At 71.1% G+C, this 24,890-nt stretch carries 15 protein-coding genes; all 15 read left to right on the forward strand.

What is annotated here, in order from left to right; genetic code table 11:
• The 15 genes from ACH5AF_RS05860 to ACH5AF_RS05930 all read left to right on the forward strand — a co-directional run bounded on the left by ACH5AF_RS05860 (position 1) and on the right by ACH5AF_RS05930 (position 24,887).
• Positions 1 to 2,433 (forward strand): ATP-binding protein, encoded by a 2,433-nt coding sequence (locus tag ACH5AF_RS05860; RefSeq protein WP_398900183.1) that lies wholly within the window; start codon positions 1 to 3, stop codon positions 2,431 to 2,433.
• On the forward strand, positions 2,424 to 2,756 hold the full coding sequence (locus ACH5AF_RS05865; protein WP_398900185.1) for a hypothetical protein: 333 nt from the start codon (positions 2,424 to 2,426) through the stop codon (positions 2,754 to 2,756). Before ACH5AF_RS05860 ends, ACH5AF_RS05865 begins: the two co-directional genes overlap by 10 nt.
• Complete coding sequence (locus ACH5AF_RS05870) at positions 2,753 to 9,031, forward strand: DUF4157 domain-containing protein (RefSeq protein ID WP_398900186.1); 6,279 nt, start codon at positions 2,753 to 2,755, stop codon at positions 9,029 to 9,031. The genes ACH5AF_RS05865 and ACH5AF_RS05870 overlap by 4 nt, the downstream gene beginning before the upstream one ends.
• A 12-nt stretch (positions 9,032 to 9,043) precedes the next feature.
• Positions 9,044 to 9,718, forward strand: coding sequence for a hypothetical protein (locus tag ACH5AF_RS05875; protein WP_398900187.1), 675 nt, complete (start codon positions 9,044 to 9,046; stop codon positions 9,716 to 9,718).
• Positions 9,715 to 10,401 (forward strand): hypothetical protein, encoded by a 687-nt coding sequence (locus tag ACH5AF_RS05880; protein WP_398900188.1) that lies wholly within the window; start codon positions 9,715 to 9,717, stop codon positions 10,399 to 10,401. Before ACH5AF_RS05875 ends, ACH5AF_RS05880 begins: the two co-directional genes overlap by 4 nt.
• A gap of 5 nt (positions 10,402 to 10,406) precedes the next feature.
• Positions 10,407 to 10,781 (forward strand): hypothetical protein, encoded by a 375-nt coding sequence (locus ACH5AF_RS05885; RefSeq protein WP_398900189.1) that lies wholly within the window; start codon positions 10,407 to 10,409, stop codon positions 10,779 to 10,781.
• On the forward strand, positions 10,774 to 11,913 hold the full coding sequence (locus ACH5AF_RS05890) for a hypothetical protein (RefSeq protein ID WP_398900190.1): 1,140 nt from the start codon (positions 10,774 to 10,776) through the stop codon (positions 11,911 to 11,913). Before ACH5AF_RS05885 ends, ACH5AF_RS05890 begins: the two co-directional genes overlap by 8 nt.
• A 69-nt stretch (positions 11,914 to 11,982) precedes the next feature.
• Entirely contained in the window at positions 11,983 to 12,510 is a 528-nt protein-coding gene (locus ACH5AF_RS05895; RefSeq protein WP_177148430.1) for a phage baseplate assembly protein V, read from the forward strand.
• Positions 12,511 to 12,548: 38 nt separating this feature from the next.
• Complete coding sequence (locus ACH5AF_RS05900) at positions 12,549 to 12,899, forward strand: hypothetical protein (protein ID WP_398900191.1); 351 nt, start codon at positions 12,549 to 12,551, stop codon at positions 12,897 to 12,899.
• Positions 12,896 to 13,273: a GPW/gp25 family protein gene (locus tag ACH5AF_RS05905; RefSeq protein ID WP_398900192.1), complete on the forward strand. Its 378-nt coding sequence runs from the start codon at positions 12,896 to 12,898 to the stop codon at positions 13,271 to 13,273. The genes ACH5AF_RS05900 and ACH5AF_RS05905 overlap by 4 nt, the downstream gene beginning before the upstream one ends.
• Entirely contained in the window at positions 13,270 to 16,449 is a 3,180-nt protein-coding gene (locus ACH5AF_RS05910) for a putative baseplate assembly protein (RefSeq protein ID WP_398900193.1), read from the forward strand. Before ACH5AF_RS05905 ends, ACH5AF_RS05910 begins: the two co-directional genes overlap by 4 nt.
• Entirely contained in the window at positions 16,446 to 20,216 is a 3,771-nt protein-coding gene (locus ACH5AF_RS05915; protein ID WP_398900194.1) for a putative baseplate assembly protein, read from the forward strand. The genes ACH5AF_RS05910 and ACH5AF_RS05915 overlap by 4 nt, the downstream gene beginning before the upstream one ends.
• A 22-nt stretch (positions 20,217 to 20,238) precedes the next feature.
• On the forward strand, positions 20,239 to 22,392 hold the full coding sequence (locus ACH5AF_RS05920; RefSeq protein ID WP_398900196.1) for a hypothetical protein: 2,154 nt from the start codon (positions 20,239 to 20,241) through the stop codon (positions 22,390 to 22,392).
• Between the two features lie 45 nt (positions 22,393 to 22,437).
• Positions 22,438 to 23,985 carry a DUF6519 domain-containing protein gene (locus ACH5AF_RS05925; protein WP_398900197.1) on the forward strand — a complete coding sequence of 516 codons (1,548 nt, stop codon included), beginning with the start codon at positions 22,438 to 22,440 and terminating at the stop codon, positions 23,983 to 23,985.
• A gap of 26 nt (positions 23,986 to 24,011) precedes the next feature.
• On the forward strand, positions 24,012 to 24,887 hold the full coding sequence (locus tag ACH5AF_RS05930) for a peptidoglycan-binding protein (protein WP_398900198.1): 876 nt from the start codon (positions 24,012 to 24,014) through the stop codon (positions 24,885 to 24,887).
• Positions 24,888 to 24,890 lie beyond the last annotated feature (3 nt).

The raw sequence follows: 24,890 nt of genomic DNA on the forward strand, positions 1-24,890 counted from the left end.
ATGGGTACCTACGAGGGGGCCGGGGAGCCCCATGCACTGACGTCGGCGATCCACGAGGTCCTCGCCCGCATCGACGCCCACGCGGGCCGTGCGGCCCGCGGCGGGGCCGCGGGCGGGACGACACCTGTCGCGGGCGGGACCGACGCGGCTGCGGCCACGGGCGCGGCCGGGGCGGGTGCGACGCCCCCAGCAACCGGCGCTGGACCGGAGGCGGGTCCGGCCGGCGGCAGGGCCGACGAGCCCCGCGGGGCCGGTGAAGCCCGCCGCGGGCCAGGCGCACACGACGGCGTTGGCGCCGACGAGTCGGTCATCGAGGTGCGCGGCGAAGGCGCCGCAGAGCCGGCCGAACGCGCCGGTGCATCGGCTGGCGATGCCGGCGCGGCCGGGGCCCGGCGCAGAAGGGTGGCCGAGGGCCGCCGTGGCGCGCACGGCGCTGCGCTCGACCACGGCCAGGGCACGGATCACCACAACACCGACATGGCCACGGTCGGCCGCCACCAGGGCGAGGACCATCGCGGGGCCGACGGGGAGAGCGCCGGCCGGGCCCGCGGCTGCGATCCCGAGGGGCGCCCTGGGGCGGCGGTGCCTGGCGCCCCGAGCGGCGCCCGACCGGCTGCCGGCGCGCCCACACCCGCCGCACCCGCCGCACCCGCCGCGCTCGACGCGCTTGTCGCGTGCTTCGGGCTCAGCCCGTTCGAGCGAGACATCGTGTTGCTGACCGCGGCCGCCGAGCTGGTGCCCACGACCGGCGCACGGTGTGCCGCCGCCTGTGGTGATCCGGAGCGGGCGCATCCCACTTTCGCCCTCGCCCTCGCCGCGCTCCGCGAACCGCACTGGAGCGCGCTCACCCCCGTCTCCCCCCTGCGGCGCTGGCGGATCGTCGACCTCGACGACGAGACCCGGCTGACCACCTCCCGCCTCCGGCTCGACGAGCGCATCCTGCACTTCCTGGCCGGCTCCGCCTACCTCGACGCCCGTCTGCACGGGCTGCTGCGCCGCACCGCGGTGCCGGACTCGCTGCCCGCCTCCTACGACCTCGCGGCCGAACGCGTCGCGGCGGGCTGGGCGGGCGCGCCGCTGCGGGTCGAGCTGGTCGGCGGGGACATGCGCAGCCGCGCGGACATCGCCGCCGCGGCCGCCCGCCGCCGTGGACTCGGCCTGTACGAGATGGCCGCGGAGGACATCCCCACCGGCGCGGCCGAGCGGGACAAGCTCGCCCGGCTGTGGCAGCGCGAGGCGGTCCTGTTGCCCGCCGCGCTGCTGGTCGAGGTGGGCGACATGGACCGCGAGCAGGCCGCGGCCGTCGACGCGTTCGTCGAGAGCGCGGCCGTACCGCTCGTCGTCTCGGGTGCCGAGCCGCGCCGGACGGCGCGTGCGCGGGGCGAGCGCGTCGTCGTACCGCCGCTGGACGCCGACGAGCAACTCGGCGTGTGGACCGACGCGTTCGCCGGCGTACCGGAGGTGTCGGAGGACGATCTGCGCGACCTGGTCGCCCAGTTCTCGCTGCCGCCGCACCTCGTACGGTCCGCCGGCGCGGCCGTGGCGCGCGACCTGCCCGGGGAGGACGAACTTCACGCGACCGACCTCGCCTGGCGAGCCGGGCTCGCCGAGGCCCGGATGGCCATGGACGAGCTCGGGCGGCGGATCGAGCCGCAGGCCGGCTGGGGCGATCTGGTCCTTGCGGAGCGGCAGGTGAAGGTTCTGCGCGAGATCGTGGCGCATGTCCGCAGGCGCCCCACCGTCTACCAGGAATGGGGCTTCGCCGACACACTGCGCCGAGGGCTCGGTGTCACGGCCCTGTTCGCCGGCGGCTCCGGCACGGGCAAGACGCTCGCCGCCGAGGTGATGGCGAAGGAACTCGGCCTGGACCTGTTCGTCATCGATCTGTCGCAGGTGGTCAGCAAGTACATCGGTGAGACGGAGAAGAACCTGCGCAGGGTGTTCGACGCGGCCGAACGCGGGGGCGCGCTGCTGCTGTTCGACGAGGCCGACGCCCTCTTCGGCAAGCGGAGCGAGGTCAAGGACAGCCACGACCGGTACGCCAACCTCGAGGTGAGCTACCTGCTCATGCGGATGGAGGCGTACCGGGGGCTCGCGATCCTGACGACGAACATGAAGCAGGCGCTGGACACGGCCTTCATGCGCCGTATCCGCTTCGTCGTCGACTTCCCCTTCCCCGGCGAGAGCGAGCGCGCCGAGATCTGGCGTCGTGTCCTGCCGGCGCGCGCCCCAATGAAGGACGTCGACCCGCAGCTGCTGGCCCGGCTGACCGTCGCGGGCGGCTCCATCCGCAACATCGCGCTGTCGGGTGCGTTCCTCGCCGCGGAGGAGGGCGACCGGCTGCAGATGCGGCACATGCTGGATGCCGCGCGCACCGAATACCTCAAGCTGGACCGCTCCTTGACACCCTCGGAGGTCCACGGATGGGTCTGAACGAGGCACCGCGCGAGTCGTCGCGCGAGGCACCGCGCGAGGCACCGCGCGAGTCGTCGGTGCGGGTGGACATCGGTGAGCTGGTGCTCGACGGCTTCGGCCGGGGCGTGGACCCGGAGCGGGTGTCGGCGGCGTTCCAGGCCGAGTTGGCCCGACTGGTGCGGGAGGGCGGCGTTCCGATCGCCGCGGACGGCGGCCGTGCCTGGGACGGCCTGGCGGGCCTACCACCGCTGCCCGCGACCACGTCGGCCCGCCGCCTGGGCCAGGAGCTGGCGCGCGCGGTGCACGCGGGCCTGGCGGGGCGGGGCGAGGTGCAGCGATGAGCACTTCCCATTCTCAGGAGTCGCGGTCCGACCAGTCGGGCAAGCGCCGCAAGCGCAAGGACCGGTCGGCCTATCATGCCCCCGAGCCGAAGAACATCGTCAGCGGTGCCGGCCAGCCGCTCGACGTGAGCGTACGGCGCGAGCTGGAGGAGCGGCTCGGGCACGACTTCGGCCGGGTGCGCCTGCACACCGACCGGGACGCCGGCGCGCTGACCGAGATGCTCGGCGCGGACGCGGTCGCGGTCGGACAGGACATCTTCTTCCGCGAGGGCGCGTACCGCCCTGGCACGGCGGACGGGCAGCGGCTGCTCGCCCACGAACTGCTGCACACGGTGCAGAACCCGCACGGTCTCGGCGCGCTGCGCGCGGGCCGTGACCTGGGCGCGGTGAGCCTGCCCCAGCAGGCGACGGAACGCGAGGCGGAGTCGGCGGCGCAGGAGTCCGTGGGGTCCACCCACGAGGCCGGGACGGGTGCGGCCGAAGAGGGCGCGGCCGTGGCGGAGGGACAGGCGACGCCGGGCTGGCTGCGGTACGCGACGGTGGACGCGGACCTCATGCGCGCCGAGCAGCTGGACCCCGACACCGTCGTCGACCGGCTGGTCAATGGTGTGCTGCGCTCGCTCAGGGGTGACCCCGCGGACGCTTCGGGACGGGTCCGACTCCAACTCGCCAAAATGTCCTCGGATTTGCAGGACGCCGTCCTGGACCGCCTGGAGACGAGACTGCCAACGCCGGAACACAGCAAACTGATCGACCTCGTCGACGAGGTGGACCAGGATCCGCTGCCGTTGGGCGCCTTGAGTGCTCCGCACGGAGTCGCCGACACCGTCGAGCAGATCGAGCAGGAACGGCAGAGCGAGGAAGACACCTGGCGAGCCTTGCTCGAACAAGGCGAACAGCTTGAGAACGAGCGCATCCGCGCAGCCCAGCGGCGCAAGGCGGAGGACCCGAAGACCGACGACGGCGCCGCCGGCGGAGCGCGCGCACCGGAGGACGGCGTCGGCCGGTCCACTCCTGCGGACGGCGGACAGACAGGGGCGGCGCAGCAAGGCCGGCGGGGCGAGCAGGTGCCGAAGGATGCCACCGAGGCGAAGTCGCTGCAGGTGGAAGGGAAGTCCGAGGGCACGGAAAAGAGCCCTGGTGGCGCCCAGGACACGGGCGCCGCTCGCGACGGGAAGGACGGTCCGCCTCAGGCCGAGTCCGAGCAGCCGCAGAATTCCGCCAAGCCGGGTCGGGCCGAGGACAAGACAAAGGAATCGTCCGCCCGCCAGGTCCGTGCCATGCGTCCGGAGCCCGTCGACAAGAGTGCTGCCGAACGCAACGAGGCTCGGACGCCCGCCGAGCGGGAGTCGGATGACGCATCCGGCAAGGGACCTGACAGTGAGGAGTCGAGCGAGGACGAGGGCGGCGAGACCGAGGCCGTCGCGGAGCTGGAGGACATGCTCGCCGGCGCAGAGGCCGAGGAGGAGGCGGATGCCGACGCTGCTTCCGCAACGGACCAGGATGCCCTCACCCCGGAAGCACTCGACGCGTCCACCGCCAGCGCGCGCACCCAGCCGGTCGGAAAGGGCTCACCGGGCGGTACGGCGAACCGGCCGTCCGAATCCCGCATGTCCGCCGAGGACGCCGAGGCGTTGGCGTCTTCCCTGGACGAGATTGGCGAGGAGGAAACGACCGAGGCGGAGGCCGAGGCATCGGAGACTGAAGCGGACCCCGACAGCGACTCCGCCGAGAAGGACACCGACGCCGCGGCGCAGTCCAAGGGCGAGGCCCAGGATCGTGAACTCGCCTCCGAGACAGGGAAGGAGAATGCCCCTTCCGCCGATGACGCCGGATCGGAGGCGACGACGCCTTCCGGTTCCGGGAAGCTCGCGAAAGCGGAGGACGACGCCCGCGGTCGGGCCGCTCCCGCCGGAGGCAGCGGCGGCGCGAGCTCCGGTTCCGGTGGCGCATCGGGAGGCGGGGGCAGCGCTCCGGCGAAGGCGGCCTCCGCCGCCCCGGCGGCGAACTCCGTAGCCGCCGCTCCCACCCCTGTGCGACCCGCCGCCGGCGGTGACACAGGCGTGACCCCGGCCGTCGATGAGGTCAAGTCGGCGCCTCCACAGGCCGAGGCACCGCCGAAGCACCAGCCCGCGCGACACGACGACGACAAACCCGCCTCGGTGAAGGCAGCTCCGCGGGGGCGCGGCGCCGGCGGAGCGGGAGGCGGCAGTGCGGGCGGTGGCTCGGGTCGGGCGGCTGCGAAGCCGAAGAAAGCCGCACCGGCACCGAACGTCAGCAATGCCACACCCGAGGCCGGGCTTGCCGCCGCGTCGAGCCTGAAGCCGCACCTGGCGCTGACGACCCTGAAAGGCGTCAACGGCGCGGTCAGCCGCAACGTCTCCAAGGAACGCGGAGAGCTCAAGGGAGCGCCGCCCACGATGGAGCGGCCTGTGGGCTCGTCGAAGAGCCTGCGCGGGGGCCCAAAGCCCTCGGCACCCGGCTCGTACACGACGCAGCGCGTCGGTGAAACCGAAGCTGCTCAGGGCAGCACCCCGGAGATCAAGGGCGAGAAGACGCCGAGCGGTGAACTGCCCGGCGGGGACGCGAAGGAGCCGAGTTGGTGGGACATCGGCAAGACGATCGCCTTCGCGCTCGGCAAGAAGGTGCTGTCCAAGCTTCTGCCGCTCGACAAACTCATGGGCTCGATAGACGACCTGCCGACGACGGACAAGGGACTGCAGGGCGCGAAGGTCGGTGACGCACCCAAGCTGCCGTTGAAGGACGACTCCGACCCGGAGCGAACGGAGAAGCAGACCAAGCTCCTTGACGACAAGAGCGCCGAGCTCCACGCCTCCGGCCGCGACGACGCGGCTCGGCCGATGGGCGAGGATCAGATCTTCCCGGATGTGCCGAAGGAGACCCTGACCGCGAAGATCGGCGGTGGGAAGCGGCCGGGCAGCGAGGGTGGCGGACCCGCCGGTGCCCCCGGCGCCGGGCTGCCCGTCGAAGCCGTGTCGGCGGTGGCCGAGCACGAGCAGGGTCCTCAGATCAAGCAGGCATTCGGGCAGGCACGGCAGAAGATGACGGCTGCCCGCAAGGAGAAGGAGACCAAGGCCGGCCAGGACCGGCGGCAGTACCAGCGCAACGTCAAGCGCGAGATCGACATCAGCACCAAGGAGCAGGCGACCGCCCGCGATCGGGGCCGGTCCGAGATCACACGGTCCCGTGCGGGCTGGCGCAAGGAGCAGGACGACAAGCTCAGCGAGATAGACGGCAAGAAGGGCAAGCAGTACACCCAGGCCCGCAAGGACATCAAGGAAAAGCAGGAGAAGACCGACAGCGACGTCGACCAGCGTACGAAGGACGACCAGAAGAGGATCGACGACCAGCGCACCGGGGCCGAGAAGGAGGTCGTGCGGAAGCGCGACGAGGAGAAGAAGGACTCGCGGAACTGGTTCGAGAAGGGCCTGGACTGGATCAAGGAGCAGTTCAACAAGCTCAAGAAGGCCATCAAGGACGTCTTCGAGAAGGCCCGCAATCTGGTCAAGGGAGTCATCGAGGAGTTCAAGAAGCAGGTCTTCAAATTCATCGACGAAGCACGCAAGTGGGTCATCGACAAGATCAACAAGTTCGCCGATGCACTCATCCGTCTCGGTGACGAACTGCTCAAGGACTACCCCGCGATGCGGGACAAGTGGCGCAAGACCATCAACGGTCTGCGCGACGCCGCGGTCAAGAAGGTCAACGAGGTCGCGGACAAGCTCAAGGACATCGCGGGCAAGCTGATCGACGCCTTCGGCGACATGCTGCTGGCCGGCCTCGACCTCCTGGAGAAGGGTCTCCTGACCGCGGTGAGTATCGCGGAGACGGTCACCGTCAAGGCAATGGAGATGGGCGCCGCGCTGCTGAAGGGCCTGGGCGAGTGGGCGGCCATCGCAACAGACATCCTCAGCGACCCCGGTGGCTGGATCGGCAAGGCCAAGGACGCTGCGGTCACCGGTGCCAAGCAGCACCTCTTCACGGAGATCAAGGCCGCGGTCAAGGAGTGGTTCAACCAGAAGGTCCAGCAGCTCATCGGCATCCCGATGGAGATGTTCAACCGGCTGGTGAAGGGCGGCACATCCAAAGAAGAGATGGCCAAGATGGCCTGGGATGCGGCCCTTCCACAACTGCCCCTGATCATCGGCGAACTGATTGTGACCAAGGTCGTCGCCAAGCTGATCCCGGGTGCGGGCTGGGTCATGGCCATCATCGACGCGCTGAAGACGGCGTACGACGCGCTCGGCGCCATCCTGCGTGCGTTCGGGATGTTCATGACGTTCCTCAAGGCCGTCAAGAGCGGAAACGGAGCTCTGCCGTTCGCCAAGGCGGTCGCCTCCGGTGTGGTCGCCCTGCTGGAGCTCATCTACCAGTGGCTGGTGAGCGGCGTCGGGAAGTACCTGGGCAAGGTGGGGAAGGCGCTGCGCGATCGCGCGGGCAAGTTGGGCAAGAAGGACAAGGGTCCGGACCCGAAGAAGGACCAGGAAAAGGACCCGAAGAAGGAGCAGGAAAGGAATCCGGAAAGGGATCCGAAGACCGGCCCACCCCGCCGGCAGGAACCGGCACCCCGCCCCGCCCAACCCACGCGCCCCAAGCGAACGGAAGAGCCTCCGGCTCCGGGCCGCAAGACCGAGCAGCCTCCGGCCAAGGACAAGGACAGGAACAAGGAGGACGACGACCGGTCGCCCACCTCGAGGCCCAGGCCCGTCGACCGCACGGACCCGAGGCGCCCGGACAACCGCGACGGCGGCCCCGGCTCGCGCCGCCCGGGCGACAGGCGCCCTGACGGGAAGCGCCCCGACCCGGCCAAACCCAAGGACAAGGACCCCGGGTCACGCACGCCGGCCAAGGACGGCAAGCGCCCGAACAAGGACGCACCGGGCCAGAAGCGCAAGCCGGCGGACAGCAAGCAGAAGCCGAAGAAGCCGAGCGTCCTGAGCCGGGTCCGTGACGCGGTGAAGAACGCCCTGGCGAAGGTGCGCAAGGCGCTGCGGCGCCTTGGGAGCAAGGCGCGGAGCTTGCTGAACAAGCTCAGGAACCTCGCGCGGCGGCTGAAGGACTTGTGGCGGCGGATCAAAGATCGTTTGCGCCGCAGGAGGAACAGGCAGCCGAACCGGCAGAACGAGAATCGCCGTCAACCCGACATGCCGCAGGCAAAATTCCAAGCAGAGGATGCAACGAGGCACACCCTCCAGTATCGCGGGCGTGGGCGGCGTGCGGACTTGGAAGTGCACAGCAGGCCAGCCGGTATAGACACCTACCTGAACGAGTGGGAATCAGAGATTCCTTCACTTGCCACCCCCCAGGAGCAGGAGACCGAGCGAGCCGAACTGCAGGACGCACGAGACACCCTGCTGAGAGTCAGGGACAAACAGAAGCAGCTCCCGGCAAGTACGTCCACAAGTGCCACTCCTGCGGAAGAGAGGGCCTACCGAGTTCTCCAACTGCTGCTGCGCCGGCTGGCCAGAAGGCTCGAGGCCCGGACCATCGGAAGTGATGTCCCGCTCCTGCCCATGGTCGTCCCCGAGTTCGCAGACGGAGTACGCGGCGAAAGCTTCAAGGCGACGGGAATCAACAGCACGGCATCCGACGGTGAACCATCGACCGCGGCAGCGGACGGCAATCCTATTGGCTGGGGACCTCGAACCATAGGAAGAAAACCCAAGTGGGGACGCACACACCTTCTCCATGGAAAGCTGTCCGGGCCCGCCAAGGGGAGCAACTTGGTGCCAACCCTGACGTCGCTCAACACAAGGTTCTACAACGAGGTGGAGAAGTACGCCGAGCGCGCTGTCAAGCCCAAGACGGGCAAACCGTCAGAGAAGATGATCTGGTACAAGGTCGACGTTTCCTTCTACTCCGACAACCGAAGCCACAACGATTACGGATTCCCCAAGTCGCTCGGAATGAAATGGGGTGGATACGACCTCGATCGCAAGAATCGGAAATGGACCGAAGGCCCCACGAAATACTCATACTCACGAGACAACCTCGAACTCCCGGAGCTGCTGGACACGGACACTCGTTTCAACATCAACCAAGTGAGCGCTCGACGGATAGCGGGAGAATTCACGGTCTCGGACGAGTTCGCCGAGAAACTTCACCGCATCGGACCATTCCGCAACATGAGATCCCTCAAGCTCAGGATGACCAACCTCATCAGCAACCTACCCGCTGAAAAAGTCATCTCATTCGGTCAGGATCTGCAGAAGATCCTGACGCGAGAAAAAGATATTCGATTCGATCGACACTAGGAGCGGCACGCAGTGGAATACACCGAGTACGAGCAGCGGCATCTCGACTCCCTCAGGGAGCTCGAAGAGGCCTCCCAGGTGCGGGTGTACCACATGGAGCGGGGGCCGATCGAAGTGGCCGTGGGCGACGCCGGCGCGACCTTTGTAAAAATTTCTTCATGGCGAGACCTAGAGCTCGATCAAGAACTCCAGCGGTGCTTTCTTCGCTTCGAGGGAATCTCTGCCCACTGGCGGTTCGATCACCAAGATGTCTCCTTTTCAGGAGAATTCTCAGTCGGCCACCTGGCAGCCTCACTGCTCACCGTCGGAGTGGACGTGGACGACGAGGATGCCACGGACGAGGAAAGTCGCCTCTACTCGGAGCTCTGCCTCTTCGACGACCAGCCTCGCGGAGGCGGTGACACATTCGCCGCTCTGCGGATTCCGCCCGGAACGACGAGTCCGGAAATCTGGTACCACGACGGCCCCTTGGGCCTGTTCAAGATGGATCTGGATTACTGCACCTACCTCGATGTCCTTCTCGCGACAAAGGGAACCTACGGCTGGCAACATCTGTTCACCGATACCGAGGACAGTGAGGCCGGCATCCATGTGCCGACCATGAAGCACATGCTTGACGTATTCCCCGCTGTTTTCCCCGACCACGACTACACCGACCTGCGGACCCGTCTCGAGGAGCGCCTGTGACCCGCTACCCCGACATCCCCAAGCCCATCCGCTCCGGCATCGTCGTCGTCGACCCCGAGCGCGGCACGCCCCAGCGCATCATCGTCCTCCAGTTCAACCCCGACACCCTGGAGCGAAGTCTCTCGCCACAGGCCGCCGGAGGGACCGGTGATGCCGGTGGGGGCGGGAGTGGGAGCGGGGACCGGAATGAGGCATTGCGGCTCAAGGGGCCGGCACAGGAGACCTGGAAGTTCACCGCCGAGATCGACGCCACCGATCAGTTCGAGGTCGCCGCTCCCGACGGGATCCATCCCGAGCTCGCGACGCTCGAGATGCTCGTGCATCCGACGACCGCGCAGTTGCGGGAGGCGTCCCGGCTGACGAAGAAGGGGACCATCGAGATCAGTCCGATCGAGATGCCGCTCACCCTCTTCACCTGGGGCAGCAAGCGCGTCATGCCCGTGCGGCTCACCGAACTGTCCATCAACGAGTCCGCGTTCGACGTGAACCTGAATCCGATCCGGGCCGCGCTGAGCATCGGCATGAAGGTGCTGAGCGTCAGTGACCTGCCAGCGGGGCACCGTGGGGCGGATCTGTACATGGCGCATCTCGCGCAGAAGGAGCGGCTCGCCCGGGCCGCGCGCAGCGGCGGGCTCGCCGTGCTCGGGATCGGCGGGCGCGGCGGCGTCATGGGGAGGAGCTGAAGGACATGGCAGACATCGAGCCGTACGAGAACGCCCTGGACGCCATACCCGGCGCCCACCCCTACCCCCGGTCGAGCCGGTACCACGACGCGGAGATCGGGGTGCACCGCGGGGAGGACGGCAGCGAAGTGCGGTACACCAAGCGCCGGTTGCTGCCCCCGCTGGACCAGGACGGGGACGAGTCCGCGCCGCACACCGTCAGCAGCGGCGACCGTCCCGATCTGCTCGCCCAGCGGTACATCGGCGACCCGGGCCAGTGGTGGCAGATCGCGGACGCCAACCCCGTGCTGGACCCGGCCGAGCTGACCGCCGAGGCGGGCCGGACGATCCGGGTTCCGCACGCCGGCGGGTTCCCGGCGCCGGGAGACCGGTATGTCTGAGCAGCCTGTCGGGCAGGGGCCCATCCACATCACCCTCGAGACGGGACCGCGCCTGACCCGGCCCGTTCCGCCGGAGGTCATGGAGGCGCTGCTTTCGGCGCAGATCACGGCGACCGCCGGCGAACGCAGCGGCTTCCAGCTGGCGTTCGACCTCACCAAGCGGGGCGCGCTGTCGCGGCGACTGCTGCCCGAGGGGTTCTTCGATCCGAAGACCAGAGTGATCCTCTCGGTCAGCGTGAAGGGGACGGCCCAGGTGCTGCTGGACGGCCTGGTCGTACGGCAGGAGGTCGGCGCGAGCAACGAGCCGGGGCATTCGACGCTCACCGTCACCGGTGAGGACCTGACGATCCTGATGGATCTCGAGGAGCGCACCGACCGCTACCCGAATCAGCGTCCCTCCCAGCGGGTGGGCCGCATCCTCGCCAAGTACGCGGACTACGGCATCGAACCGCGCGTGTTCCAGGAGAAGATCGAGCAGCCGCCGCGCGAGCAGCTGCGGGTCGAGTACCAGACCGGGACGGACCTCGGGTACGTGAACGAACTGGCGCGGGCCAACGGCTACATCTTCTATCTGGAGCCCGGTCCACGGCCGGGCCGTTCCACCGCGGTGTGGGGTCCGGAGATCCGGATCGGGGACCGTCAGCACGCGCTGAACGTCAACATGGACGTCAACTCGACCGTGGACCAGCTGACGTTCGCGTACGACGGGACCGCGCGGGAGGAGCCTCAGGCCCGCGTGCAGAACCCGGCGACCCGCGACTCGGTGCTGTTGCCGCAGCCGGACATCGGGCCGCTGCGCCCGCCGCTGGGGCGGCGGGCGACGCCGGCGCTCAAGCGCCGGACGCTGTCGGGCACGGCGAAGAAGGAGTCCGAACAGGCGCAGGCCGAGCTGCTGGCGCGGGCCGCGCTGTCCGCCGACGCCATCTCCGGTTCCGGGTCGCTCGACGTCAACCGGCACGGGTACATCCTGCGGCCGCGCGAGCTGGTCGGGGTGCGCGGCGCCGGGGTGACGTACGACGGCGACTACTACGTCAAGTCCGTCACCCACAACATCAGGCCCGGCTCGTACCAGCAGAACTTCACGCTCTCGCGCGAGGGGCTGATCGCCCGCAGCAGCACCGTCCGGCCGTAGCAGCGGCCACAGACTGGCCGTGGATCCGGCCGTAGGACCGGCCGTAGGAAGGGATCAGGGAAACAGCGCATGGCAGCAGGAGGGAACAACCGGTTCCTCGGCAAGTTCCGGGGGCGGGTGGTGAGCAACGACGACCCGCTGAAGATCGGCCGGGTCACGGTCAACGTGCCGGACGTGCTGGGAGGCGAGACCTCCACGTGGGCACTGCCCTGTCTGCCGTTCACGGGCCGGGGGTCGGGGCAGTACGTCGTGCCCGCCGAAGGAGCGGGCGTGTGGGTGGAGTTCGAGCAGGGGGACCCGAGCTACCCGATCTGGACGGGGTGCTGGTACGGGGAGCGCGGGGAGCTGCCGCCGGACGCGCTCACGGGCGGCCCGGCACACCAGAACGTGGTGATCCAGACCTCCGACAAGCACAAGTTCGTGATGGGTGACGTGCCGGGGGGCAACGGGATCCGGCTCCAGGCCGCGACCGGGGCGTACATCCAGGTCGACGAGAAGGGCGTGACCATCGCCAACGGCCAGGGCGCTTCGGTCGTCCTCAGCGGCGCCGAGGTCAACATCAACGACGGCCGGCTGATCGTGCCGGGCAAGCAGTGACCACGCACGGCAGTGACCACACAGCGGGGAGAGAAGTCTTGTCCGGACACTCCGGTAACTCCGGCGTCTGCATCAGCGCCGCCTCGGCGATGCACTGTCCGCACGGCGGCCGGGTGTTCGCCGCGTCGGCGGCCGGTGCGGTGCGCGTCGACGGGCATCCCGTCCACACGGCCTTGGACGTGTTCGCCGTGACCGGCTGCGCCCACACCGTGGACGGTGTGCCGCGGCCCTGCACCAGCGCCCGTTTCGATCCACGCGCCAGGGGTGTGCTGGTGGACGGCGTGCCGGTGCTCCTGGACACCACGGCCGCGCAGTGCTTCGGCGCCGCGCTCGTGCCGCAGGGACCGGTGGTCGTCTCCGCCGGACGACAGGGAGTGATGTGCCGATGAGGGCCGTCCGCAGTGACATCGCGTTTCCGTTCCGGAGCGACCGGCGCGGGCGTACCGCCCATGCCGCGTACGACGAGCATGTACGCGATCTCATCGAGCAGTTGCTGTTCACCAGCCCGGGCGAGCGGGTGATGCGGCCCGACTTCGGCTGCGGGCTGCTGGATCTGGTCTTCACCCCCAACAGCCCTGAGCTGGCCTCGGCGCTGGAGCTGTCGGTGGAGGCGTCGTTGCAGCGCTGGCTGGGTGAGCTGATCGAGGTGGAGTCGCTGGACGTGGTGAGCGAGGAGAACGTGGTCCGGGTGTTTCTGCGCTATTCGGTGCGCGCCACCGGGAGCCTGCGTGACGAGGTGTTCGAGGGGAGCGGGCCCGCATGAACGGTGTGGAGGAGTTGGTCTGCCGTGGCGACGGCAGGCGTGGGAAGGTGCGTGCGGCGCAGCTCGGTGGCGTGGACGCGGTGGAGGTGGGTGACGACGGGCTGACGCTGGCGGTCACGTTCCTCGGTAAGGCGCCGCACGGGCTGTGCCCGGAGAACATCCGTATCGACGGCGGGCGGCGGGTCACCGGGATCGAGGCCGTCGACGTCGTCGTGGAGCGGGAGGAGGACCCGGAGCTCGACGACCGGCTGCTGGTGACGCTGGACCGCACCGGGGACACGAGCCGGTACCGGCTGTCGGTGGTGGACACCGATCCCTACGGGCGGCCGGGGACGGAGCCGTTCCCCGGATTCGACCAGCGGTACTTCTCGGCCGACTTCGCGTTCCGGCCGGACTGCCCCACCCCGTTCGACTGCAAGGACGAGCCGGGCGACTGCCCGCCGGACTTCCCGGCCGCACCGGTCGTCGACTACACGGCGCGCGACTACGACACGATCCGCCGGCTGATCCTGGACCGGCTCGCGCTGACCACTCCCGACTGGGTGGAGCGCAACCCGGCCGATCTCGGTGTCACGCTGGTGGAGCTGCTGGCGCACACCGCCGACCGGATCAGCTACCAGCAGGACGCGGTCGCGACGGAGGCCTATCTCGACACCGCGCGGCGGCGGGTGTCGGTGCGCCGGCATGTGCGGCTGATCGACTATCCGATGCACGACGGGTGCAACGCCCGCGCGTTCGTGACCGTCGAGGTGGCGCGCGAACTGAGCCTGATGCCGGGCACGTTCCGGTTCGCCGCGGTCGACGTCGCGCGGCTCGGCCCGAGGGACCGGCCCGAGATCGGCACGGTGATCGACGACCGGGATCTGGCGGTCCTCGGGGAGCGCGGGTCGGTCGAGGTGTTCGAGCCGGTCGTGGCGGCCGCGCCGCTGGTGCTGCGCCCGGCGCACAACACCATCGGATTCTGGACCTGGGGCGGCGAGGTGTGCTCGCTGCCGAAGGGGGCGACGTCGGCGACGCTGCGCGACGCGTGGGCCGACGAGGGGTGCTCCGTCAGGGAGTTGTCTCTCGCGCCGGGCGACCTGCTGCTGATCGAGGAGGTGCGCGGGCCGGTCTCGGGCACGCCCGGTGACGCCGACCCGTCGCACCGGCAGGCGGTGCGGCTCACCTCCGTCACCCCGGTGCTGGACGCCCTGTGCGACCAGCCGGTGCTGGAGGTCACATGGGCGCGGGAGGACGCGCTCACGTTCCCGGTGTGCCTGTCCACGCGGGGCGGCACGGACTGCGAGCCGGTGGCCGAGGTGAGTGTGGCGCGCGGCAATGTGACGCTGGTCGACCACGGGCGTTCCCTGACGTTCTGTGACGGCACGGCGGAGATGCTGACCGTGCCGACGGAGCCGGCCGTCCTCGGCTCGTGCGAGCCGGCCGGCTTCGGCTGCCGGGACCGGAACGCGGGGAACGCGGTCGCGGATCTGATCGGTGCCCGGCTGGACCAGACGCGGCACGGCAGGCTGCTGACCGCCGGTCAGATTCGGGAGCTGTTCGCGATCGTCGGGGAGGACCAGACCGGCCGGGCCGGTCTCGGTCTGGAACTGGCGGGCCGGCGGCGCGAGAAGGTGGTGCCGGGCACCGCGTACGAGCAGGCGGCGGCGCTGGAGACGCTGCTCGCGCAGGTCGTGTATCCAGGCGTCCGGCCGCGGTTGCGGCCGGTCCTGCACCGCTCTCCCGTGGTCCAGTCCGTGCCGTTCCCTCTTCCGGCGCATGTGTCGGGCGGGCAGGCGGCCCGGCTCGCGGCGATCCCGGGGCGGGTGCGGCAGCGGCTGGTGGAGCTGTGGCGCAGCGCCCGGGACTGCGACGGCCTGACGGAGGCGGAGATCGCCGAGCTGACGGTCCTGTTCGGGCTGAAGGTGCTCGAACGGCTGGAGTTGCGCCGCCGTCCGGTGGCCGCCCTGCGGGAGCTGCTGCACCGCAGCGAGCGGCTGCTGGCCTCGAAGCTGCGGCGGCTTGAGGTGCTGACGGCCCGGGCCCGGGCGGGCGCCGTCCTCGACGGCGGGATCGCCTGGGAGGTCGCGCACACCTGGGGTCCGGCGTACGCGTCCGGGCTGCATCCGGACGAGCCGGAGCTGCGCGGCCCCGCGGCGGCCCTCGTCCAGGACCCGCGTCAGGCGCTGCCCGCGGTGCGGGTGGTCGACGCGGAGCGGGACGAGGAGTGGACGGCTCGGCGTGACCTGCTGGCGAGCGGGAAGCGGGACCGGCACTTCGTCGGGGAGCTGGAGGACGACGGCCGGATCGCGCTGCGGTTCGGCGACGGGCGGCACGGGGCGCGGCCGCGGCCGGGCGCCCGTCTGGAGCTGCACTACCGGCTCGGCGGCGGCACCGCCGGGAACGTGGGCGCGGAGGCGATCAACCACCTGGTGCTGTGCCGCGACCCGCGGGAGTCGGAGACGGGCGAGGCGATGCCCGTCGCCGGAGTGCGCAATCCGCTTCCCGCGGTGGGCGGCACCGAGCCGGAGCCGCTGGAGCAGGTGCGTCAGCTCGCGCCGCTGGATCTGCGGCGCTCGCGGCTGCGCGCGGTGACCGCCGACGACTACGCGGCGCTGGCCTCGGCGCTGCCCGGTGTGCAGCGCGCGGCGGCGGAGATCCGTTGGACGGGCAGTGTGCAGGAGGCCCATGTGGCCGTGGACGCCCTGGGCGCGGGTGAGCCGTCGCAGCAGTTGCTCGACTCGGTGGCGTACGCGCTGGAGACGTACCGGCGCATCGGCCACGACCTGGTGGTGGGAGCGGCACGCATGGTGCCGCTGGACATCGCGCTGCGGGTGTGCGCGGCTCCCGGCCACCAGCACGGGCAGATACTCGCTGAGCTGTACCGGCTGCTGGGCAGCCGGCGGCTGCCCGGCGGACGGCTCGGCTTCTTCCACCCCGACGCGCTGTCCTTCGGCGAACCGGTGCGGCTGAGCCGCCTGGTGGCCGCGGCGGCGGCCGTGCCGGGCGTGGAGAGCGTACGGGTGACCAGGCTGGCCCGGCTGTTCGACGCCGGGCCCGTGCAGGAGACGGACGACACGGCACTGGAGGCAGGCGTGCTGCGGCTCGGCCCGCTGGAGATCGCGCGTTGCGACAACGACCCGGACCGACCCGAGAACGGGCTGCTGTCCATCGAGATCGGCGGAGGTGCGCGATGAGCGGCACGTGCGGCTGCGGCTGCGGCGGGCACGACGAGCGCCATGCGCCGAAGGCCCTGTACAACCCTCCGGGCCGGGCCGCGCTGGACTACCGCGTGGGCGAGTACGGCTCGTTCCTGTCCGCCATGCTGGACCGGCTGGCCTCGCCCGCCTATCCGGCGCTGCGCGGACTGACGGTCCGTACGCCGGACGATCCGGCCATCGGGCTGCTGGACGCCTGGGCGGTGGTCGGTGACCTGCTGACCTTCCATTCGGAGCGGATCGCGGACGAGGCGTATCTGCGCACGGCGAACGAGCACCGCTCGCTGGCGCTGCTGGGCAGGCTGGTGGGACACCGGTCGCGGCCGGGGGTCGCGGCGGACACGCATCTGGCGTACACCCTGGACCGGGATCCGCGGGATGCGGAGCAGTCCGTGCTGATCCCCCGGGGTGCGCGGAGCAACAGCGTGCCCACGACGTCCGACGAGGAGTCGCAGGTCTTCGAGACGAGCGAGGTCCTGCTCGCGCGGGCGTCGTGGAACGAGCTCGCGGTGCGCCGGCGCAGGCCCTCGCTGCTCACCCGCGACGATCTGCGACGGCGCTCGGAGATCTTCCTGGCAGGTACGTCCACGGGGCTGAGCACGGGTGACCGGCTGCTGTTCGTGTTCGCCGGCGAGGAGGGCGGGGCTGCGGGGCAGCGGCTGCTGCTGCCCGTCGCCAGGACGCGGATCGACCGTGACGACGACGTGACCGCCGTCGCGCTGCCGCGGTCCGCGCCGCCGACGCTCGGCGAGCTGGTCGAGGAGCTGCGGCGGTGGATCACGGAGGACGACCGGGCGACCGAGGACGGCGAGCCCGCGCCCGACAACCCCAATCCGCGTCCGGTCAGCCGGTACATCGAGGAGTTCGACGCCTCGGTGCTCGCCCCGCTGCGGGCCGGCCTGGACGGTGTCACGACGCCTGCGGCGTTCGCCGCTCTGCTGGCCGGTCCGCACGAACGGCTGGCCGAGGCGCAGGCCGTGGCCGCTGCCCACGAGGACGTGGCGGCCTGGTTCGAGCAGTTGGAGGCGGTGGTCGGCGAGCTGCGGGAGCGGGCGGCCGATCTGGAGCCCTCGCGCCCCGTGCCGCGGCCGGAGGAGCAGGAGGCCGGGAGCGAGCCGGCCCTGCGGGCGCTGGGCGCGGTGCTGCCGGCGCTGCGCACCCGTGACGTGCGGCCCGGCGCGGGCTCCCGGGCCCAGCCCGGAGACCGGCTCACGGCCGCGGGCTCCGAGCTGGGGGCCCAGCTGCTCGCCGCTCTCGATCCGCGGATCGCCGACGGGATGTACGCGGCGTGGCGGCGAGCCGCGCCCACCGCGCCGGCGCTGCTCAGCGACCTGCAGGCGATGCGGGTGACGACGGCGCCGTTCGGCGCGACGGCTCCGCTGCGGCCGGTGCAGGACGAGCGCGGCCGGGTGGTCCGGCAGGCGGACTGGCCGCTGACGGGTGCGGCGCTGACGACCCTGCGTGTCGTGTACGACCCTGCGGGCCGGGTTCCGATGCGCGCCGAGTTCCAGCACACTCAGACGGGTTCGTCGGTCCAGGTGTCGGAGAACCTGCCGGCCGAGAAGACCTTCGAGCTGGGTCCGGGGCGGATCACGCTGCGGACACGCGAGGGCCAGGACCACGATCTGAGCTGGCTGAGCAGGCGGCCCGCGGACTCCCAGGAGCCCGGGGTCACGGCGCAGCTGTTCGACGGCCTGCCCGAGCGGACGCTGTTCGTGTCCCGTCCCGCCGAGGACGGCCGGGTGCATGTGGCCGTGCACAACGGCGATCCGGTGAACTGGCGGCTCGCTCCCGGTGAGCGCCGCCAGGTCCGGCACGGGGGCCATGAGCTGACCGTGAGCTACACGGTGGGCAGCGAGCCGGCGAACGTGGTCATCGGTATCGCGACGGTGCCGGAGCCGGCGAACCGTCATGTCCTGCCGCTGGACTCGGTGCAGGATTCGGTGACGGTGGGCAGCTGGGTGGCGGTCGAGCGTCCGCGCAAGGGCGCGGAGGGCCCCGACGGGATCCCCGGCGACCCGCGGCTGAGCTTCGTCACGACCCGGGTGACCGCCGTACGCACGGCCGTGTACACCAACTACGGCATCACCGGCCGCGGCACGGAGCTGACTCTCGCCGATCCGTGGCTGGACGAGCACGACGTGCTGCTGTCCAACATCCGCGACACCACGGTGCACGCGGGCGGGCAGCCCCTGCGGCTCGCGGGCGAACCGCTCGGCGAGGACGTGCACGGCGACGAGATCGAACTCGCCGAGCTGTACGACGGGTTGCGCCCGGGCCGGCATCTGGTGGTCTCAGGGGAGCGTACGGACGTGCTGCCGCAGTCCCCCGCCGCTTCGGGGGTGACGGGCACGGAACTGGTGGTGATCGCGGACGTGGAGCAGGTACTCGATCGGCGTCTGCCGGGCGACCATGTGCACACGCGTCTTTCGCTGACGCGGAAGCTGGCCTACCGCTATCGCCGGGACACGGTGCGCGTGCTCGGCAACGTGGTGCCGGCGACGCACGGCGAGAGCCGGGACGAGCCGATCGGCAGCGGGGACGCGAACCGCCCGAACCAGACGTTCGCGCTGTGGCAGTCCCCGCTGACGTGGCTGCCCGCCGACACCCCCCTGGGGGCGACGCCCGTGCTCGAGGTCCGTGTCGACGGGCTGCTGTGGCACGAGGTGGACAGTCTCGCCGGGCGCGGCGCCACCGAGAGGGTGTACGTCACCGGCACCACGGCCGACGGCCGTACGACGGTGACGTTCGGCGACGGGGTGCACGGGGCGCGGCTGCCCAGCGGGAGCGAGAACGTCCGCGCCCGCTACCGCTTCGGCACCGGCCGCGCGGCCAACGTGCGGGCGAACCGCGTCACCCAGGCCGTGACCCGCCCGCTCGGGGTCACGGGCGTCACCAACCCTCAGCCGGCCACGGGCGGCGCGGACGCCGACGGTCCCGGACTGACCCGGTGCACGGTGCCCCTCGCGGTGTCGGCACTCGACCGGCTCGTGTCGGTGGCGGACTACGAGGACTTCGCACGCTCCCGGGCCGGGATCGGCCGGGCGGTGGCGCGGGAGGTCTTCGACGGCCGCAGGCAGGTGCTGCATGTGACGGTCGCCGGGGTGGACGACATCCCGATCGCCGAGGACTCACAGGTGCTGCGCGCCCTGCGGTCCTCGCTGGCCGAGTACGGCGACTCGCGCCTGCCGGTGCGGGTGGACGTGCGGGAGCTGGTGCTGCTGCTGATCGCGGCGAAGGTGAAGCTCGCTCCGGACCACAGCTGGCAGGTGGTGGAGCCGCGGCTGCGGCAGGCGCTGCTGCGCGAGTTCGGCCCCTCGGTGCGCGAACTGGGCCGCCCGGCCCAGCTGTCCGACGTGCTGGCGACGGCGCATCGCGTACCCGGCGTCGACTTCGTCGACGTGGACGTCTTCGGCGGGGTGCCCGCGTCGGTCACCCCCGACGGCCTGATCCGCCTCGCCGAGAGGCTCACCCAGGTGCGGCCCACGGTCCCGGCGCGGCAGGCCGCGTACGACGAGGACGTGCACACGGTCACCGCCGACGACGGCGAGACCCTGACCCAGGTGGCGACCCGGTACGGCATCCCGCTGTCCGAACTGCTACGTCTCAACCCGGACATCACGGACACCCGGCCGCTGGAGAAGGGGCGTGCCGTGTGCGTCTTCCGCGGTGTCCGCCCCGCCCAGCTCGCCCTGCTGTCCCCGCATGTCGCGGACACGCTGATTCTCACGGAGGTCACCGCATGAACACGCACGAAAGGAGCGCCGTATGAGCAGGGAACCGGACGGGCTCGCGGAGCTGCTCCCCCAGTGGCACCGGCTCCGGGACGCCGAGGCCGGGGAACCCCTGCGGGCGCTCCTCGCGGTGATCGCCGAGCAGGTCGACCTGGTGCGCGACGGCGTGGAGCAGGGGTACGAGGACCTGTTCGTGGAGACGGCCGCGCCCTGGGTTCTGCCGTACATCGGCGACCTGGTGGGGTACAAGCCGCTGCCGGGCTACGAGAGGGTCCGCACGGACGGGCTCGGTGACGCGGGCCGGGACGCCTCGCGCGATGCGCTCGCCGAGGCGCTCGCGCCGCGCCGCGACGTGGCGGCCACGGTCGCGGGCCGGCGCCGCAAGGGCACGCTGCATCTGCTGGAGGAGCTGGCGCAGGAGATCGGGGGGTGGCCCGCGCGGGCGGTGGAGTTCTCCCGGCTCGTCTCCCACCACCAGCCGGTGAAGCTGTACGGGTCTCATCCGGCGGCGGCCGATGTGCGGCGGGCCGGACGCGGCCGGCTCGCCGACGTGCGGGAGGGCGCGGAACTCGACCTGGCGGGCGGGCCGTTCCAGAACACCGCCCGGTCGGTGGATGTGCGCAGAACGGGCTCGGCGCGCCGCCGGGGCGGCTTCTCGCCGACCGGGGTGGGCCTGTTCGTGTGGCGGCTGAAGCCATATCAACTCAACCGGGCCCCCGCCTACTGCATCGACCGTGCACGCAGTCTGTACACGTTCTCGATCCTCGGCAACGACGCCCCGCTGGTGACGAATCCGGTACCGGAGCCGTCGGCGACCCACATCGCCACGATCGACAACGTGCCCGCGTTCATCCGGCGCCGGCAGCTCGCCGACCGGCTCGCGGACTACTACGGGCCCGGCAAGAGCTTCACGATCTGGCGGGACGGCCAGGACGAGCCGGTGCCGATGTCGGACATCGTGGTCGCCGATCTGTCGCTGTGGCGCTACCGGCCCAGGCGCGGCCAGGTGGCGGTCGACCCGGTGCTGGGACGGATCGCGTTCGGGTCGCGTTCGGCGCCGCGGCAGGGCGTGTGGGTGACGTACCACTACGCGTTCGGCGACGACATCGGCGGCGGCGAGTACCCGCGGGAGCGGGACACCTCACCGGCGGTGAAGGTCTACCGGGTCGGTCCCGGCGGCGGACACCAGAAGATCATGGACGCGTACGAGGAGTGGCGCGCGGACCGCAGGGCCGGCCGCTGCGGGCCCGAGGGCGTCATCGAGATCACGCACAGCGGCGCGTACCAGGAGCAGCTGGACTTCGATCTGGAGCGGGGGGACCGGCTGGAGCTGCGTGCGGCCGAGGGCTGCCGTCCGGTGATCCGTCTCCTCGACTGGTACAGCAACCGTCCCGACGCGCTCAACGTCCGGGCGCAGGAGGAGGAGTGCGGGGCCGAGGCGCCGCGCATCGTGCTGGACGGTCTGCTGATCACGGGCCGCGGCCTGCATGTGAGCGGGCCGGTGGGCGCGGTGGTGCTGCGGCACTGCACGCTGGTGCCGGGCTGGTCGCTGGAGCCGGAGTGCGATCCGCACTCCCCGGAGGAGCCCAGCCTGGTGCTGGAGCGGACGACGGCGTGCGTGCAGATCGAGCACAGCGTCCTGGGCACGATCGAGGTCATCGGGGACGAGGTGAACCACGATCCGCTGCCGATCCACATCAGGGACAGCGTCCTGGACGCCACCGGTCACGACCGGGAGGCGCTGTCGGCACCGGACTGCCGGCTGGCGCACGCGGTGCTGCACGCCCACCGGACCACGGTGATCGGCGAAGTGCACACCCATGCGGTGGAGATAGCCGAGAACAGCGTCTTCACCGGGCGGCTGCGGGTGGCCAGGCGCGGCATCGGCTGCCTGCGCTACTCGTACGTGCCCCCGGGCTCCCGCACCCCGCGCCGTCACCGCTGCCAACCGGACCTCGCGGGCGATGAGCTGCTGCGCCCGCTGTTCACCAGCGAGAGGTACGGCACGCCCGCGTACGCCCGGCTCGCCGGCGTCTGCCCGCCGGAGATCCGGCGCGGCGCCGACGACGGCTCCGAGATGGGCGTCTTCCACGACCTGTACGAACCGCAGCGCGAGGACAGCCTGCGGGCCCGGCTCGCCGAGTACACCCCGGCCGGTACGGACGCCGGGATCATCCCCGTCACCTGACACGACTTTCACGACTGCCGAACTTCCCGAGGGGGAGCACAACTCATGCACGCAGACATCTCCCGCGTCACCTTCCGGCCGGAGAGGCACTACTCGGCGGTGCTCGCCCAGCAGGGCCGGGTACAGCTGGACGCGGACGCCAACGAGCAGACGGCGATCCAGCTGCACCAAGCGCGTACCGTCGCCCGCGATCTGATCGGACAGCACGGCGGTCCGCAGGGGGCGACCGGCTTCGCGGTGCGCTTCCTCGGCGGTAGCCGGGAGCTGGACGACCTGTCGATCGGCGGCGGCCGCTACTACGTCGACGGCATCCTCCTCGACGCGACCCGTCCGGCGCCGGGCGTACCGGTCACCGACGGGGCCGCCCGCGGGGAGGCCACCGACACTCCGGCACCCCCGTCGACCTGGACCTACTGGGACCAGCCCGACGGCCACCGGGACCCGGAGCGGCCCGGTGACCGGCTGCCCACCCAGTTCCCTTACCTGGCCGCGCTGAAGGTGTGGGAACGGGTCGTGACCGCCGCCGAGGACCCGCTGCTGCGCGAGATCGCCCTCGGTTCCGCCATGCCCGACACGGCGGCGCGCGTGAAGGTGGTGTGGCAGGTGGTCCCGGTGCCGGGCTCGGCGCTCGAGCTCGAGGACGGCGCGACGAAGGACCAGGTGCGGGCCGCGTTCGACACGTGGGCCGCGGCGCAGGCGCCGACGGCGCGGATGGCCGCACGCACCGAGCGCCCGGACCGCGCGGACGAGGACCCCTGCCCGGTGCAGCCGGACGCCCGCTATCGCGGACCGGAGAACCAGCTCTACCGGGTGGAGATCCATGAGGGCGGAGCGGCGAAGGACGCGACGTTCAAGTGGTCGAGGGAGAACGGGTCGGTGACCTTCCCGGTCGACGAACTCGACGGGACCTGGGTGGAACTGGCCTCGCTGGGAAGTGACGACAAGCTCGACCTGAATGTGGGCGACTGGGTCGAGTTCACCGACACCGCCTACACCAGCCGCCGTGAACCGCTGCCGCTGCTACGGGTCGAGGAACTGGACCTGCCGGGGCGCCGGGTGCGGCTCTCCGGCGAGCCGGACCCGTCGGTCGGCAGGCGTCCCGAGCTCCACCCGTATCTGCGCCGCTGGGACCACCGGCCCCCCGCGGGGCGCGGCAAGGGAGGTGCGGCGAAGGCGCGCGGCGGGGCACTGCGGATCGAGGAGAGTGCCTGGCTGCCGCTGGAGGACGGCCTGTTCGTATACTTCGAACCCGGCCGTACCTATCGCTCCGGCGACTTCTGGACCGTGGCGGCACGTACGGCGACGGGCGATGTGGAGTGGCCCACCGACAGCGCACGCCGTCCGCTGCTGCGCTCGCCCCACGGCATCGAGGTGCACTACGCACCCCTGGCGTGGGTGCTCGGTGAGGGGTCCGTCGCCGATCTGCGCCTGGTCTTCGGCGGCTTGGCGGCACCGATCCCGGCAGCCGACGCGGAGGCGCTGGCGGCCGAGGCGAGTGCGGAGGAGGAGGTCGTGGCCGCGGAGCGTGCAGCGCAGGACGGTTCGGCGGACACGGAGACCGGGCAGGACGATCAGGGAGGACCGGAGAACTGACGGACTCCCGGGGAAGGAGCACGACCATGGCGACACCTCTGTCGGCCGACAGGTTACTGAAGGCCCTCCGCAACGAAGGACTGCGCGTCGTCGAGCACCGCAGCTGGCGCACGCACAACCGCAATCACAAGGGACCGTGGGGCCCGGTGAACGGGGTGATGATCCATCACACCGTGACGAAGGGCACCGAGAGCTCCGTCGAACTCTGCTACAACGGCCACTCCAGTCTGCCGGGGCCGCTGTGCCACGGTGTCATAGCCAAGGACGGCACGGTCTATCTCGTCGGCAACGGGCGGGCCAACCATGCCGGCCTCGGCGACGACGACGTCCTGCGGGCGGTGGTCAACGAGTCGGAGCTGCCCGCCGACAACGAGGCCAACACCGACGGCAACAGACACTTCTACGGACTCGAGTGCATCAACCTCGGTGACGGGAAGGACCCTTGGCCCGCGGCGCAGCTGGAGGCCGTCGAGAAGGCGTCCGCGGCGATCTGCCGGGCGCACGGGTGGTCGCACCGGTCGGTGATCGGGCACAAGGAGTGGCAGCCGGGAAAGGTCGACCCGCGCGGTTTCACCATGGACTCGATGCGCAACCGGATCAAGGAGCGGCTGGGCGGCAGCCCGGACGGCCCGCCGCCACCGCCGCCGGAGCCGCGGTACGAGCCGTTCCCCGGCGCGGCGTTCTTCCAGGCGGGGCGGCGCAGCCCGATCATCACGGCGATGGGCAAGCGGCTGGTCGCCGAGGGCTGCGGCCGCTACGAGGAGGGCCCGGGCCCGAAGTGGACCGAGGCCGACCGCACGTCGTACGCGGCCTGGCAGCGCAAGCTCGGCTACTCGGGCAGCGACGCGGACGGCATTCCGGGCAAGACCAGTTGGGACAAGCTGAAGGTGCCCAACGTCTGACGT

The sequence above is a fragment of the Streptomyces sp. NPDC018833 genome, assembly GCF_044390825.1.
Classification (GTDB): domain Bacteria; phylum Actinomycetota; class Actinomycetes; order Streptomycetales; family Streptomycetaceae; genus Streptomyces.